The organism is Clostridium sp. MCC328 (genome assembly GCF_018785465.1).
Classification (GTDB): Bacteria; Bacillota; Clostridia; order Lachnospirales; family Lachnospiraceae; genus Pilosibacter; species Pilosibacter fragilis.
Genome location: NZ_WQPW01000018.1, coordinates 67,245 through 82,465 on the forward strand (window position 1 = coordinate 67,245; position 15,221 = coordinate 82,465).

Below are 15,221 nucleotides of genomic sequence, written 5' to 3' on the forward strand. Positions count from 1 at the left end.
GAGGATAAAAAATGAACAAGGAACTGATGGAATCGATGAATATACTCGAAAAAGAGTACAACATCAGTAAGGACACATTGCTGGAGGCAATTGAGAATTCACTTCTCACAGCCTGCAAGAACCATTTCGGTAAAGCTGACAATGTGAAAGTCATCATTGATCCGGATGGCTGCGACTATTCTGTATATATGGAAAAAGAGGTCGTTGAGACTGTGGAGGACCCGATCACACAGATCAGCCTCGCTGACGCAAGAATGATCGCTCCGAGACATGTCCTTGGTGATATCGTCCAGATCCCCATTGATTCCCATGATTTCGGCAGAATCGCGACGCAGAACGCGAAGAATGTGATCTTACAGAAGATCCGCGAGGAGAGCCGTAAGTCCCAGTTAAGCGAGTGGCAGTGCAAGGAGAAAGAGGTCGTTACGGGTATTGTCCAGCGTTATATCGGCCGCAATGTCAGCGTAGATCTCGGAAAGATCGATGCGATCCTTCCGGAAGCTGAGCAGGTAAAGGGCGAGGTATTCCAGAGAACTGAGCGCATCAAGGTTTATATCCTGGAAGTTAAGGACAGCCCGAAGGGACCGAGAATCTCCGTATCCAGAACGCATCCGGACCTCGTAAGACGTCTGTTTGAGGCTGAGATCGCAGAGGTCCGCGACGGTACCGTTGAGATCCGCGCCATCGCCCGTGAGGCAGGCTCCAGAACAAAGATCGCTGTAAGTTCCACAGACCCGAACGTTGATCCGGTAGGTGCATGTGTAGGTTTAAACGGCGCGAGAGTCAACGCCATCGTCAACGAGCTCCGCGGTGAGAAGATCGATATCATCAACTGGGACGACAACCCGGCGTTCTTAATTGAAAACGCGTTGAGTCCGGCGAAGGTCATCTCCGTCGTTGCGGATGAGGACGAGAAAGAGGCACAGGTCATCGTTCCGGACTACCAGTTATCCTTAGCGATCGGTAAAGAAGGACAGAATGCAAGACTTGCCGCAAGACTTACCACCTACAAGATCGATATCAAGAGTGAGACACAGGCGAGAGAGCTTGGCCTCTTTGACGATATGGATTTCGGCGAGGAAGGCTTTGAGGGCGAGTACGAGAAAGATGTAGAGCCGGCAGAGGACGAAGCTCCGGCAGAGGAAACTTCCGAAGCACAGGCTGAGACAGAAGAATAGGAGAGAAGGGAACGACCACAGTGAGTACAGTAAAGAAGGTTCCGCAGAGACAGTGCATTGGCTGCGGTGAAATGAAAAACAAGCGGGAGCTGATCCGTGTCTTAAAAGGTACTGACGACGTGATTTCCATTGACGCGACCGGAAGAAAAAACGGACGCGGCGCATATATCTGCCCATCCATGGCATGCTTTGAAAAGGCAGTGAAGAGCCGGGGACTGGAACGCTCCTTTAAAATGGCAATTCCAAAAGAGGTTTACGAAAGTCTGAAAAAGGAGATGGAACAGATCGATGAACAGAAATAAGGTCCTTGGCCTGTTGGGCCTGGCGGAGAAAGCCGGCAAGGTAAGAAGTGGCGAATTCTCCACAGAGAAGGCGGTAAAGTCCGGAAAAGCCGGACTGGTGATCGTATCGGAAGAATCTTCGGACAACACAAAGAAAATGTTCCGGAACATGTGTACTTACTATAAGGTCCCGTACTTTGAGTTCGGAAGCAAGGAAGAGCTCGGACACATCCTGGGAAAGCAGATGAGAGCGTCCCTGGCCGTGATCGACGAGAATTTTTCCAATGCGTTGTTGAAGCATTTTACTGCAAAAGCGTAGTCCTGCGGACATGAGGAGCGCATGCCTGCATGCGGCGGGTCATGTACATTGGCGATGGTTTGCAGGGACTATTTTGGAGGTGGCGAGCGTGAGTGAGTTTGAAAAGGATTTAAGAAAGAAAAAAGAGGGAACAGATACATTGAATCAGAATCAGGAGAATTCCACAAAGCCGGCAGTTCCGGCTGAAGGAGAAAATAATGCGCCGGCAGCACCGGCAAAGAAGCGTATTGCGGCAGTTTACCGTCCGCAGAACAGCACACAGAAACGTCCGGCAGGAAACCGCCAGCAGGGCGGTCAGAGACCGGCAAGACCGAACAACGGTTCCGGCATGCAGGTGAGACCGACGACAAACAGCGCGCCGGCAGAACCGGCAAAGGCAGCTGAGACTTCAGCAGCACCGGCACCGGCACCGGAGAAAAAGGCGGAGACAGTTAAGACAGAGGCACCGGCACAGGATCTTCGTGAGAATGTCCGTCCGCTTCCGAACCAGAGCCGTCCGGAAGGACGCCAGGGCTTCCAGTCCAGAGAGAGCCGTCCGTTCCCGGGACGCGACGGAAACCGTGAGAGCGGAAGAGATAACCGCCAGGGCGGCTATCAGGGCAACAGAGATAATAATCGTCAGGGCGGCTACCAGGGTAACCGAGACGGAAACCGCCAGGGTGGCTACCAGGGCAACAGAGACGGAAACCGCCAGGGCGGCTATCAGGGCAACAGAGACGGAAACCGCCAGGGCGGCTATCAGGGCAACAGAGATAATAATCGTCAGGGCGGCTACCAGGGCAACAGAGACGGAAACCGCCAAGGTGGTTATCAGGGTAACAGAGATAACAATCGCCAGGGCGGCTACCAGGGCAACAGAGACGGAAACCGCCAGGGTGGCTACCAGGGCAACCGTGACAACAATCGTCAGGGCGGTTACCAGGGCAGAAACGACAACCGTCAGGGCGGAAACAGAAGCGGCATGGGCATTCCGAAGCCGTCCTTCGATACACCGCTTGCACAGAAGCAGCAGAACACAAAGCAGAGCAAGAACGCTTACAAGAAAGAGCATGACGCAAAGAAAGACCGCGATATCGAGATGAAAGGCAAGGCAGGAAAGGGCCAGAAGGGCGTAAAAGCTCCGGTTATGCCGCCGCAGCCGAAGAAGGAGGAGGCGAAGGTCGAAGAGATCAAGACCATCGTAATCCCGGAGGTTATCACGATCAAAGAACTCGCGGACAAGATGAAATTACAGCCGTCCGCAATCGTTAAGAAGCTCTTCTTACAGGGCACCATCGTTACGATCAACCAGGAGATCGACTTCGAGAAAGCCGAAGAGATCGCTATGGAGTATGATGTTCTCTGCGAGAAGGAGAAGAAGGTCAACGTCATCGAGGAACTCTTAAAAGAGGAAGAAGAGGACGAGAAGGACATGGTTCCGAGACCGCCGGTCATCTGCGTAATGGGTCATGTTGACCACGGTAAAACTTCCCTTCTTGACGCGATCCGCCAGACAAACGTAACCTCCAGAGAGGCAGGCGGTATCACACAGCACATCGGTGCCTATGTTGTTGAATACAACGGACAGAAGATCACATTCCTCGATACACCGGGTCATGAGGCGTTCACGGCAATGCGTATGCGTGGTGCCCAGGCAACAGATATCGCGATCCTCGTTGTCGCAGCGGACGACGGTGTTATGCCGCAGACCGTTGAGGCCATCAACCACGCGAAGGCAGCAGGCGTTGAGATCATCGTTGCTGTCAACAAGATCGATAAGCCGAGCGCAAACGTAGAGAGAGTAAAACAGGAGTTATCCGAGTATGAGCTGATTCCTGAGGACTGGGGCGGAAGCACCGTATTCGTACCGGTTTCCGCACATACAAAAGAGGGAATCCCGGAACTTCTCGAGATGATCCTCTTAACAGCAGAGGTAAAAGAGTTAAAGGCAAACCCGAACCGCCGCGCAAGAGGTCTCGTGATCGAGGCGCAGCTTGATAAGGGAAGAGGACCGGTGGCAACGGTACTTGTACAGAAAGGTACCTTAAAGGTCGGTGACGCTATCGCCGCTGGCTGCTGCTACGGTAAAGTCCGCGCCATGATGGACGATAAGGGCAACCGTGTCAAAGAGGCTGGTCCGTCCACTCCGGTTGAGATCCTCGGTCTCAACGATGTTCCGAACGCAGGTGAGGTATTCATCGCGCACCAGAACGAGAAAGAGGCTAGAAGCTTCGCAGAGACATTCATCGCAGAGAGCAAGAATAAGCTTATCGAAGATACAAAGGCAAAACTCTCCTTAGACGACCTGTTCTCACAGATCAAGGCCGGAAATGTCAAGGAACTTCCGATCATCGTAAAAGCCGATGTACAGGGTTCTGTAGAGGCTGTAAAACAGAGTCTCGTAAAACTTTCCAACGAGGAAGTTGTTGTCAAAGTCATCCACGGCGGCGTTGGCGCGATCAACGAGTCCGACGTTACACTTGCATCCGCTTCCAATGCGATCATCATCGGTTTCAACGTTCGTCCGGACGCACAGGCGAAGTCCATCGCGGACCGCGAGAAAGTCGACATGCGTCTGTACCGCGTCATCTACCAGGCGATCGAGGATGTAGAGGCTGCCATGAAGGGTATGCTGGATCCGGTATACGAGGAGCAGGTAACCGGTCATGCAGTTGTCCGCCAGACGTTCAAGGCATCCGGAGTCGGCACCATCGCTGGTTCCTATGTGCTTGACGGTAAGATCACCCGTGGAAGCAAGGCCCGCATCACGAGAGACGGCGAGCAGATCTTCGAGGGACCGCTTGCATCCTTAAAGCGTTTCAAGGACGACGTGAAGGAAGTCAACGCAGGTTACGAGTGCGGTCTTGTATTCGAGGGCTTCAACGATCTTCAGGAAGACGATATGATCGAAGTTTATATCATGGTAGAGGTGCCGAGATAGTTGTCTGTCAGGTCTGTGCATAGCCGCGGAGAGTTTAGTTTCGCGGCTATGTCCGGGATAGTCGTAAAAAAAGAGGTAATATCATGAGAAAAAACAGTGTAAAAAATATCCGGATCAACGGCGAAGTCCAGAAAGCCCTGAGTGAAATTATCCGCTCTGAGCTCAAGGATCCGCGCGTTCATCCGATGACAAGCGTGGTCCAGGTCTCGGTCACACCGGACCTTAAGATCTGCAAGGCCTACATCAGCGTCCTTGCGGATGAGGAGCAGGCGAAAGATACGATCCGCGGCTTAAAGAGCGCGGAGGGCTTTATCAGAACCCAGCTGGCAAAAAAAGTAAATCTTCGGAACACTCCGCAGATCTTCTTTGTGCTGGACCAGTCTATCGAGTACGGTGTCCGTATGTCGAAACTCATCGATGAGGTGACAAAGGATATGCCGGAGGAAGAGGAAAACGACGGTACTGAGGGCGAAAATTAAACGAATGGAACGTTCTGCGGGGGAAAACCGGCAGAATGGGACACGATGAAATCATATGGAGGAATCCGGCCGGACGCGCGCAACGCGGATTCTGCCGGATTTTTCTGTTTTTTATATTACAATACACATTAAGGGAGGCGGAACTTTTGGGAATTCTTGATGAGATGCTGGAAGGAAAGAAGAGCATTGTGATCCTGGGCCATGTAAATCCTGACGGGGACTGTATCGGTTCCTGTCTGGGACTCTATAATTATCTGAAGGAAAATTATGAGGGGCTTGAGGTCTCGGTGTATCTGGAGAAAATGGGAGTGAAATTTTCCTATCTTTCCGGTTATAAGGATGTACACACAGAATACGACGACACAAAAATATTTGATCTTTGCATCACATCGGATGTCAGCGACGTTCCGCGCCTGGGCGCCTTCGCCCCGTACCGGGAGACAGCAAAGGATACATTCTGCATTGACCACCACATCACGAACAAGGGAATGTGCAGGGTCAACGTGATCGAGAGCTGGGCGAGCTCCGCAAGCGAGGTGCTGTTCCGCCTTCTCGATAAGGAAAAGATCAGCAAAGCGGTCGCAGAGTGCCTGTACACGGGGATCGCCCATGATACCGGTATCTTCAAGTTCTCAAATACATCGAGACAGACCATGGAGATTGCTGGGTTTTTAATGGAAAAGGGCATCGATTTCCCGAAGATCATCGACAACAGCTTTTTTGCAAAAACATACGGTCAGGCGAAGCTTCACGGCCGGGCGGTTCTCGACAGTGTCCGGATCCTGGATAACCGCTGTGTATACACGGTTGTCACGACGGATGAGTTAAGGGAATATGGCTGCACCGTAAAGGCCACGGATGGAATCGTGGACCAGCTTCGGATCATTGAAGGCGTCGAGATCGCGTTTCTGCTCTACCAGACGGGCAATCCTGGCGAGTACAAGGTGAGCCTCAGAACGAACTCCGCTGTGGATGTGAGCCGGATCGCCCAGAGCTTCGGCGGCGGCGGACATGTGAAGGCCGCAGGCTGCACGATGACAGGGGAGCCGCAGGAGATCGTGGAGAAGATCAGCGGAAAGATCCGCGAACAGTGGGAAGAGCTCAAGTGACGAACACCGGAGGAAAGAATGTACGACGGAATTATTAACGTATATAAAGAAAAAGGATTCACCTCCCACGATGTCGTGGCGAAAATGCGGGGGATCCTGGGTCAGAGAAAGATCGGTCATACGGGGACTCTCGATCCGGCGGCGGAAGGCGTTCTTCCGGTGTGCGCAGGAAAAGGCACGAAGCTCTGCGATATGCTGACCGATCACGACAAGACATACAGGGCTGTTCTTCTTCTTGGAACCGAGACGGACACGGAGGATACGACGGGTACGGTGCTGGAGGCGAAAGATACATCGGGCCTCACAGAAGACGAAGTGCAGGATGTGGTCCTCTCCTTTATCGGGGATTACGCCCAGGTTCCGCCAATGTACTCGGCACTCAAGGTCGATGGAAAGAAGCTCTATGAGCTTGCGCGAGAGGGAAAGACTGTGGAGCGGAAAGCGCGTCCGGTAAAGATCTTTGATATCCGGATCGAAAAAATAGAGCTCCCGGAGGTTACGATGACCGTGTCCTGCTCAAAGGGAACTTATATCCGCACCCTGTGCCATGATATCGGCGCGAAGCTTTCCGTCGGCGGCTGCATGAAGGAACTGCTCCGGACAAAGGTAGGGCGGTTTGAACTCTCAGAGAGCCTGACACTGGACGAACTTCAGAAGTTAAAAGAGGAAGACCGGCTGGCGGAGGCCGTACTTCCGGTGGAGGAAGTCTTCAAGGAGCTTCCGGAGATCCGCTCGGATACGGAGGAGCTCGATAAGCTCTTAAAGAACGGAAATCCGTTCCGCAGCCGCGCGGTAAAAGATGTAAGGGGCGGGGACATGTTCCGCGTTTATCATTCGGATGGAACCTTTATCGGGGTGTTTAAGTACGACGAAGAGAAACACATGTACTATCCGGAAAAAATCTTTCTGGGAGGAAATTGACATGCAGTACATCGCGGAAACCAGAGAGTTTCAGATCAAAGAGAAAACAGTCGTCAGCATCGGTAAATTTGACGGCCTCCACAGGGGACACCAGAAGCTGATGCATGAGATGTTAAAATGGAAGGAACAAGGCTTTAAGATCGCCGTGTTCACCTTCGCGACGCCTCCGGGAACCCTGGTAAAGGGAAAGATGCAGACCATGATCATGACGAACCCGGAGCGTGAGATGCTTTTGGAGAAAGCCGGTGTTGACTACATCGTAGAATACCCATTTGATGAGGAAGTATGCCATATGGCACCGGAGAAGTTCGTCTCCGACATCCTTGTGGGACACATGAACGCCGGGGTCATCGTTTCTGGTCCGGACTGCCACTTTGGATACAAGGCAGCCGGGGACTGCGCGATGCTGGAGCGCCTGTCGTCGGAGTACGGATACCGCTATTTTGTTGTTGACAAGGAGCGGGACGAGGAAGGAAAGATCATCAGCAGCACCTACATCCGTGAGATGCTGGCGGACGGAAATATCATAAAGGCAAACAAGCTTTTGGGGTATTATTACTTTGTCACCGGAACGGTGCAGCATGGAAACGCCATCGGACACACAAAATTATATCCGACGGCGAACCTGATCCCGCCGGCGGTGAAACACCTGCCGAAGTTCGGCGTCTATGTGACGAGGGTGACCGTGGACGGAAAAACTTACGGTGGACTGACAAATGTGGGGGCAAAACCTACGATCTCCGGGGAAAATCCTGTGGGAGTGGAGACTTATCTCTATAATTTTGAGGGAGATCTCTACGGAAAAGACATGAAAGTGGAGCTTCTCGACTTTGTGAGACCGGAGATGAAGTTTGAGTCCATCGACGCGCTGAAGGCGCAGCTGGACCATGATATCAAGGAGTGCCAGAGACGGTATCTGGAGTTTGCGTAAATATTCATAAATTTCAGAAAAGTATCATAAAAAGGAACATCATCCGTTTCTCACAAAAGGATGGGAGACGGGCGTATCTTAAAAAGGGAAGGTAATTGTCTGGAAGAGCTTTGCCCATGCAGTGCGGATCTGACGGACAGTTATACATGGAGAAGGAAGAATTGGAGTTAGAAAATAAGCCGGAAGGCGGGGAAAAAGAAAAGCAGGCGCCGGAGCAGAAGCCGGCGATGACATATGCAGAATTTAAGGCCCAGAAAGGGAGAAAACGGGGGAAAAACCGCGGGACCGGAATGAATAAGGACCTGGCGGTAAAGATCGCGGCTGTGTGCGGCGGCGTGGTCGTTCTCGTTGGAGCCGTTGGCGGCGGCCTCTACTGGCATGAATCCTCAAAATACAAGACATGTTTTCTGCCCGGAACCATCGTTGACGGCATGGATGTGACGGGAAAGACGGCATCGGAAGTGGAAGACGCCATCATGGAGCAGTTAAAGGGATATACGCTGACCATCAATGGGCGCGAGGGTCTCTCTGAGTCCATCACCGGGGAGAGTGTGGGACTTTACGCGGAGTTTGATGATACGTTAGATAAGGCCATCGCCTCCCAGAAGCCGATGGACTGGGGAAAATACCGGTTTGGAAAAGCGGTGAATGAGGTAAATACGGATGCCCTGCTCCGCTACAGCGACGATATGCTGAATGAGGCAGTAGAAGGTCTCTCCTGCATGGACGAGGAAAATATGAGAGAGCCGGAGGACGCGAAGATCTCTGATTATGATTCCGCGACAGGCTCTTACTCGATCATAAAAGAGGATGAGGGAACGGAGCTCCTGGAGGACAAGGTGAAAGAGGCGGTCGCCACTGCGATCATGTCCCTGGCGGAGAGCGTGGACCTCGAGGAGCAGGGATGTTATCTGGCTCCTTCGGTGACCTCCGAGGACGAGGCACTTAAGACGGCCTGCGAGACCATGAACAAGTATGTGGGGGCAAAGATCACATATAAGTTTGGAGATAAAGCGGAGACGCTGAACGGAAATGAGATCCATAACTGGCTCACGGTCAACGGAACGAGCGTCAGTGTCAGCGAGTCGAAGGCGGCGGAGTATGTCAAGAACCTGGCATCCACCTGCAACACCGCGTATAAGCCGAAGACATTGAAGACATCCTACGGAAAGACGGTGACCATCACCACCGGAAATTACGGATGGAAGATCGACCAGGCGAAGGAGACGGCAGCACTCGTGAGCCTCATCAAAAATGGGGAGCAGACATCCAGAGAGCCGGAGTATTCCCAGAAGGCCGCGAGCCATTCGGGAAATGATTATGGAAATACATACGTGGAAATCAACCTGACGGCGCAGCATCTTTACTTCTATGCGAATGGAAAGCTTCTTGTGGAGTCGGATTTCGTGTCCGGAAATGCCGCGAAGGGCTGGAGTACCCCGGCGGGTGCTTATTCCATCACGTATAAGCAGAGAAATGCGACCCTGAAAGGCCAGGGATACGCGACTCCTGTTTCCTACTGGATGCCGTTTAACGGCGGAATCGGTCTGCATGACGCGAATTGGAGAAAGACATTTGGTGGAACGATCTACAAGAATGGCGGATCCCACGGCTGCGTCAACCTGCCGCCGGCAGTGGCGAAGACCATCTACGAGAACATCTCCGCGGGAGATCCAGTCCTGTGCTACCATTTAGACGGCACGGAGAGCTCCAAGACCGGCGGAACGAAGAAGGACGGGACGGCGGAGACAACGGCAGCTACGACGGCAGTGCCGACAACCGCGGCACCTGAGACGACGGCAGCACCGGCGACCACGGCAGCGCCGGAAACGACCGCGGCGGGACCGTCCGTGCCGGAGACAACCGCGGCACCTGAGACGACACCTGCAGTTACGGCGGGCGGGGACAACGAGAGCTTCGGACCGGGATTCGTGCAGGAGACGGAAGGCATGACAGAGCAGGAAGTCGGACCTGGATTTTAAAATCTGTTTAAAAGAAAAGCAGTTCAATTTTGTGACGTTTAAACACGAGTTGAACTGCTTTTTTGAACTGGAAGATTCTGGCGCTTTTTACTGGAGCTTTTTATGAAAAAAACATATTTACTTTTAAAGACAGGTATGCTATACTGTCGGAGTATGTGAAAGCGCCGACGCTCGGTCAGCGGATAACTCCAACCGGGACCTGGTGATCGGTAAGTTTAAAGAATTTTAAGGAGGAAATTACAATGATTTCAAAGGAAAAGAAAGCAGCTATTATCGCTGAGTACGGCAGAAAACCGGGCGACACAGGTTCACCGGAAGTTCAGATCGCAATTCTTACAGAGAGAATCGCAGAGCTCACAGAGCATTTAAAAGTTAACCCGAAAGATCATCATTCCAGACGTGGTCTTCTTATGATGGTAGGTCAGAGACGTGGTCTTCTTGCATACCTTAAGAAATCTGATCTTGAAGGATACCGTGCTCTTATTGAGAAGTTAGGCATCAGAAAGTAATAGCAGACTTATGGGTGGAGCGCATGATTTCGTGTACTCCACCTTTGTTGTAATTGACAGACGGAAGAAACTTCCGAGACCGCTAAAGTAGGCATGAGTGATCCGGAGCTTACGGGTTCGCGTGTTAACCAATGCGTGGATCATGTTTAGTTTAGTAGTTTCGGCTTCTTCTGTCGCAACATTTAAGAAAAGGAGACGAAGCCATGTTTAAGAGTTTTTCCATGGAACTTGCAGGACGTACCCTTACCGTTGAGGTAGGCCGCGTTGCAAAGCAGGCAAACGGTGCAGCATTCATGCACTACGGCGATACAGTTGTTCTTTCTACCGCAACTGCATCTGACAAACCGAGAGACGGAATCGATTTCTTCCCGTTAAGCGTAGAATATGAAGAAAAATTATACTCCGTAGGAAAAATCCCGGGCGGATTCACAAAGAGAGAGGGAAAGGCATCCGAGAACGCGACCCTTACTTCCCGTGTTATCGACCGTCCGATGCGTCCGTTATTCCCGAAGGACTACAGAAACGACGTAACACTTGACAACATTGTTATGTCTGTTGACCCGGAGTGCAGCCCGGAGCTCACAGCTATGCTCGGTTCCGCGATTGCTACATGCATTTCCGATATTCCGTTCGACGGCCCATGTGCAATGACCCAGGTAGGTCTTATTGACGGCGAGTTCATTATCAACCCGACATCCGCTCAGAAGAAGGTATCTGATCTTGCTCTTACCGTTGCGTCCACAAGAGAGAAAGTTATCATGATCGAGGCTGGCGCAAAGGAAGTTCCGGAGCAGACCATGATCAACGCGATCTTCAAGGCACACGAAGTAAACCAGGAGATCATTAAATTCATCGACCGCATCGTTGCTGAGTGCGGTAAAGAAAAGCACACTTACGAGAGCTGCGCAATTCCGGATGAGCTGTTTGCTGCGATCAAAGAGATCGTTCCGCCGGCTGAGATGGAAGAGGCAGTATTCACAGACGAGAAGCAGAAACGTGAGGAGAACATCCGCCAGATCACAGAGCGTCTCGAAGAGGCATTTGCTGAAAACGAAGAGTGGCTTCCGCTTATCGGACAGGCTGTTTACCAGTATCAGAAGAAGACCGTAAGAAAGATGATCTTAAAAGACCACAAGCGCCCGGATGGCCGCCGCATCGACGAGATCCGTCCGTTAGCTGCTGAGATCGATATTCTTCCGCGCGTACATGGTTCCGGTATGTTCACCCGCGGACAGACCCAGATCTTAAACGCCTGCACACTTGCACCGCTTTCCGAGGCACAGCGTCTTGACGGTCTTGATGAGAATGAGACAACAAAGAGATATATGCACCACTACAACTTCCCGTCCTTCTCCGTAGGTGAGACAAAGCCGTCCAGAGGACCGGGACGCCGTGAAATCGGTCATGGCGCTCTTGCTGAGCGTGCCCTTGTACCGGTACTTCCGAGCGAGGAAGAGTTCCCGTACGCGATCCGTACTGTATCTGAGACAATGGAGTCCAACGGTTCCACATCCCAGGCCAGCATCTGTGCATCTACCCTGTCCCTTATGGCAGCAGGTGTTCCGATCAAGACTATGGTAGCCGGTATCTCCTGCGGTCTTGTAACAGGCGAGACAGACGACGATTACATCGTTCTTACCGATATCCAGGGTCTTGAGGACTTCTTCGGAGACATGGACTTCAAGGTAGGCGGTACTCACGAAGGTATCACTGCGATCCAGATGGATATCAAGATCCACGGTTTAACACGCCCGATCATCGAGGAGGCGATCAGACGCTGCCGTGAAGCAAGACTTTACATCATGGATAACATTATGGCTCCGGTTATCAGCGAGCCGAGAAAGACTCTGTCCAAGTACGCTCCGAAGATCACACAGATCACCATCGATCCGGCTAAGATTGGCGATGTAGTCGGCAAGCAGGGTAAAGTGATCAATAAGATCATCGAGGAGACAGGAGTTAAGATCGACATCACAGACGACGGTGCTGTAAATGTATGCGGTACTGATCAGGAGATGATCGATAAGGCCATCGCTACTATCAGAAACATCGTGACAGACGTTGAGCCGGGTATGATCTACACAGGTAAGGTTGTCCGCGTCATGGAATTCGGCGCATTCGTTGAGCTTGCTCCGAACAAGGATGGCATGGTTCATATTTCCAAGCTCTCCGACAAGCGCGTAGCAAAAGTTGAAGATGTCGTAAACATCGGCGATGAGGTTACCGTCAGAGTCGTTGAGGTAGACCGCATGGGAAGGATCAACCTGACCATGAGACCGGAAGATATGACAGCAGACCTTGAGAAGTTAACACGTCCGGAAAGACGCGAGAGAAGCGACCGCCCGGAGAGACGCGATGACAGAAGAGGCGGACGCCGCGACGACAGACGCGAGCGTTCTGAGAAGAAGGAAGATAACGAGTAAGACATGTCAGAGTCCGGTTATGTGCCAGTTTTGGTTACTGCATGACTGAACGGTGCTGCTTACGATAAATACATGGGCCGCAGCCTGCAGCGTTTGCTTTGCAGCCTGCGGCTCATGTTGATTAAAAAAAGATCGGAGAGGAGAAAACTATGACATTTACATATCCTGCCGTATTTACAGAGAAAGAAGATGGAAACGGTTATCACGCATTCTTTCCGGATCTGGAGATGTGTGAGGCGGACGGTGCCGATTTAGAGGACGCTATCGAAAACGCCAGAGATGCAGCCCAGAACTGGATCAGCGTAGAGCTGGAAGAATTCGAGGGCGACCTGCCTTTCGCGACTCATGTAGACGATATTGAGCTTGCAGAGAATCAGGTTGCGAAGCAGATCATGGTAAAGATCAAGTTTTTACCGGACAGCGACTGATGGGATTTTTGCTTTCCAGCTTAAGTTTTCTTACGGTCAGCGCAGCAAGTGGGCAGATCTGCTGAACAGTTACGAATAAGAAACTCATATAAATGGGATCCCCGGAATAGGATTGTAACAAAATCCATGATGGGGATCTTATTTTATGTTCAGACGTTTGCCAAGGCGCGCGAGAAAGGTGCTTACGGTGCTGGGAGTCCTGATGGTGATCTTGGGCGGGATTGCGGCATTTACCGGATGTCAGTCCGGAAATTCTGAGGAGAAGCAGGGAGAAGACCTGGAATTTACAGTCACCGGGGAGGCGGATATCCCGGCGGCATTAAAGGAGCTGATCGACAAAAAGCGGGAAAAACCATTCAAGCTTACATACGCGGACGGGCTGGAAATGTATATCGTCATCGGCGAGGGTCCGCAGAAAGGCGGCGGCTACAGCGTGGCGGTGAAGGAACTCTATGAGACGGATAATTCCATCGTGATCCGCACGGAACTTACGGGACCGGAGGCTGGTGAGGCGAGGGGGACAGAGAACTCGTATCCGGTGCTGATCGTGAAGACAGAGTATCGGGATAAGCCGGTGGTATTTCAGTAAATCCGGAGGGTCGTGTTTTGCTTACAAATGCGTTTCCTTATATTGTGTAATCGGAAATTACTTTATATAGGTAAGACAGACTCGATATTTTGCACTGATGTATTGAGTTAACGCTTTACTTTGATAATCATTTCTGCTAGAATACATGTAATCAGCCATAAATGTCCTGATGGCAGATGTGGAACGTGACCGATTGACCGAAATGATCTGATGTGAAGAAATTCGGACACACAATATGGGCAGAATACGTATGATAGACAGAGAAAATATGTCTTAAAAGATTACAACGGGATGGCAGAGGAGAGGAAAAACATGTTGTTGAAAGATATCTGGCTTGATGTAAAGGCGGTTCAGGAGAGAGATCCGGCGGCGAGAAGCGCGCTGGAGGTCCTGCTTTTATACCAGGGAGTCCATGCCCTGATCTGGCACCGGATCGCTCACTGGTTCTGGACCCACAATATGCGGTTCCTCGGCCGTCTGATCTCCCAGATCGCCAGATTTTTCACTCTGATCGAGATCCATCCGGGCGCGGTCCTGGGACGTGGGATCCTCATCGACCACGGCTGCGGCATCGTCATCGGCGAGACCACGGTGGTGGGGGATAACTGCACGATCTACCAGGGCGTGACGTTGGGCGGTGTCGGAACAAAGAAGGGAAAACGCCATCCGACCATCGGAAACAATGTCCTCATTGGAGCCGGAGCGAAGATCCTCGGCGCCTTCGAGGTGGGTGACAACTGCCAGATCGCAGCGAACGCGGTCCTTTTAAAGCCCCTGGAGGAGAACAGTACCGCAGCCGGAATCCCCGCGAGACAGGTCAAAAAGGACGGTGTGCCGGTGAAAGATCCGTCAAAGAAGATCAACACGGAACACATCTGCAAGATGCAGGAGACCATCGACGAGCTGGAGCGCCGGGTGAAAGAGCTGGAGAAGGAGCTGGAAAAGGCGAAGGAGGAGCTGTAGCAGAATAGATCTAAGCAGCAGTACAACCGGAGGACCTTTAAGCAGACCTGCGGATGTGCTGCATTGAGCGAAAAGAAGCCCAGGCCGCCGGATTGAAAGTAACAACGGGCGTAACTGTTCAGTAGGTCTGCGCACTTGCTGCGCTGACCGTAAGAAAACATAGGCTGGAGGGCAAAAATCCCATCAGCG

Annotated in this window: 14 protein-coding genes; all 14 read left to right on the top strand. The window is 51.8% G+C overall.

Features of this window, described 5'->3' with window-relative positions; all coding sequences use genetic code 11:
* The first annotated feature begins 11 nt into the window (after nt 1–11).
* The 14 genes from nusA to cysE all read left to right on the top strand — a co-directional run bounded on the left by nusA (nt 12) and on the right by cysE (nt 15,032).
* A complete protein-coding gene (gene nusA / locus GPK83_RS03515; RefSeq protein ID WP_021904667.1) occupies nt 12–1,178 on the top strand; it encodes a transcription termination factor NusA in 1,167 nt (388 codons plus the stop codon).
* Nucleotides 1,179–1,249: 71 nt separating this feature from the next.
* Nucleotides 1,250–1,480 carry a YlxR family protein gene (locus GPK83_RS03520; RefSeq protein ID WP_117470801.1) on the top strand — a complete coding sequence of 77 codons (231 nt, stop codon included), beginning with the start codon at nt 1,250–1,252 and terminating at the stop codon, nt 1,478–1,480.
* On the top strand, nt 1,467–1,778 hold the full coding sequence (locus GPK83_RS03525; RefSeq protein ID WP_015553628.1) for a ribosomal L7Ae/L30e/S12e/Gadd45 family protein: 312 nt from the start codon (nt 1,467–1,469) through the stop codon (nt 1,776–1,778). Before GPK83_RS03520 ends, GPK83_RS03525 begins: the two co-directional genes overlap by 14 nt.
* An 88-nt stretch (nt 1,779–1,866) precedes the next feature.
* Nucleotides 1,867–4,698, top strand: a complete 2,832-nt coding sequence (infB, locus tag GPK83_RS03530; RefSeq protein ID WP_345941768.1) for a translation initiation factor IF-2 — start codon at nt 1,867–1,869, stop codon at nt 4,696–4,698.
* An 83-nt stretch (nt 4,699–4,781) separates the two neighbouring features.
* Entirely contained in the window at nt 4,782–5,177 is a 396-nt protein-coding gene (gene rbfA / locus GPK83_RS03535) for a 30S ribosome-binding factor RbfA (RefSeq protein ID WP_118736709.1), read from the top strand.
* A 146-nt stretch (nt 5,178–5,323) separates the two neighbouring features.
* Nucleotides 5,324–6,286: a bifunctional oligoribonuclease/PAP phosphatase NrnA gene (locus tag GPK83_RS03540; RefSeq protein WP_215704019.1), complete on the top strand. Its 963-nt coding sequence runs from the start codon at nt 5,324–5,326 to the stop codon at nt 6,284–6,286.
* Nucleotides 6,287–6,304: 18 nt separating this feature from the next.
* The gene (truB, locus tag GPK83_RS03545) at nt 6,305–7,207 is read left to right on the top strand and encodes a tRNA pseudouridine(55) synthase TruB (RefSeq protein WP_215704020.1); all 903 of its coding nucleotides are present in this window, start codon (nt 6,305–6,307) and stop codon (nt 7,205–7,207) included.
* Between the two features lies 1 nt (nt 7,208).
* Entirely contained in the window at nt 7,209–8,138 is a 930-nt protein-coding gene (locus GPK83_RS03550; RefSeq protein ID WP_215704021.1) for a bifunctional riboflavin kinase/FAD synthetase, read from the top strand.
* 146 nt (nt 8,139–8,284) lie between these two features.
* Nucleotides 8,285–10,120, top strand: coding sequence for a L,D-transpeptidase family protein (locus GPK83_RS03555; RefSeq protein ID WP_215704022.1), 1,836 nt, complete (start codon nt 8,285–8,287; stop codon nt 10,118–10,120).
* A gap of 242 nt (nt 10,121–10,362) precedes the next feature.
* Nucleotides 10,363–10,629: a 30S ribosomal protein S15 gene (gene rpsO / locus GPK83_RS03560; protein ID WP_015553623.1), complete on the top strand. Its 267-nt coding sequence runs from the start codon at nt 10,363–10,365 to the stop codon at nt 10,627–10,629.
* 203 nt (nt 10,630–10,832) lie between these two features.
* Complete coding sequence (locus GPK83_RS03565; protein ID WP_215704023.1) at nt 10,833–13,052, top strand: polyribonucleotide nucleotidyltransferase; 2,220 nt, start codon at nt 10,833–10,835, stop codon at nt 13,050–13,052.
* 149 nt (nt 13,053–13,201) lie between these two features.
* The gene (locus GPK83_RS03570; RefSeq protein ID WP_215704024.1) at nt 13,202–13,480 is read left to right on the top strand and encodes a type II toxin-antitoxin system HicB family antitoxin; all 279 of its coding nucleotides are present in this window, start codon (nt 13,202–13,204) and stop codon (nt 13,478–13,480) included.
* Nucleotides 13,481–13,625: 145 nt separating this feature from the next.
* A complete protein-coding gene (locus GPK83_RS03575) occupies nt 13,626–14,069 on the top strand; it encodes a protease complex subunit PrcB family protein (RefSeq protein ID WP_015553620.1) in 444 nt (147 codons plus the stop codon).
* A 291-nt stretch (nt 14,070–14,360) separates the two neighbouring features.
* Entirely contained in the window at nt 14,361–15,032 is a 672-nt protein-coding gene (gene cysE, locus GPK83_RS03580) for a serine O-acetyltransferase (protein WP_158553029.1), read from the top strand.
* The last annotated feature ends 189 nt before the right edge of the window (nt 15,033–15,221 follow it).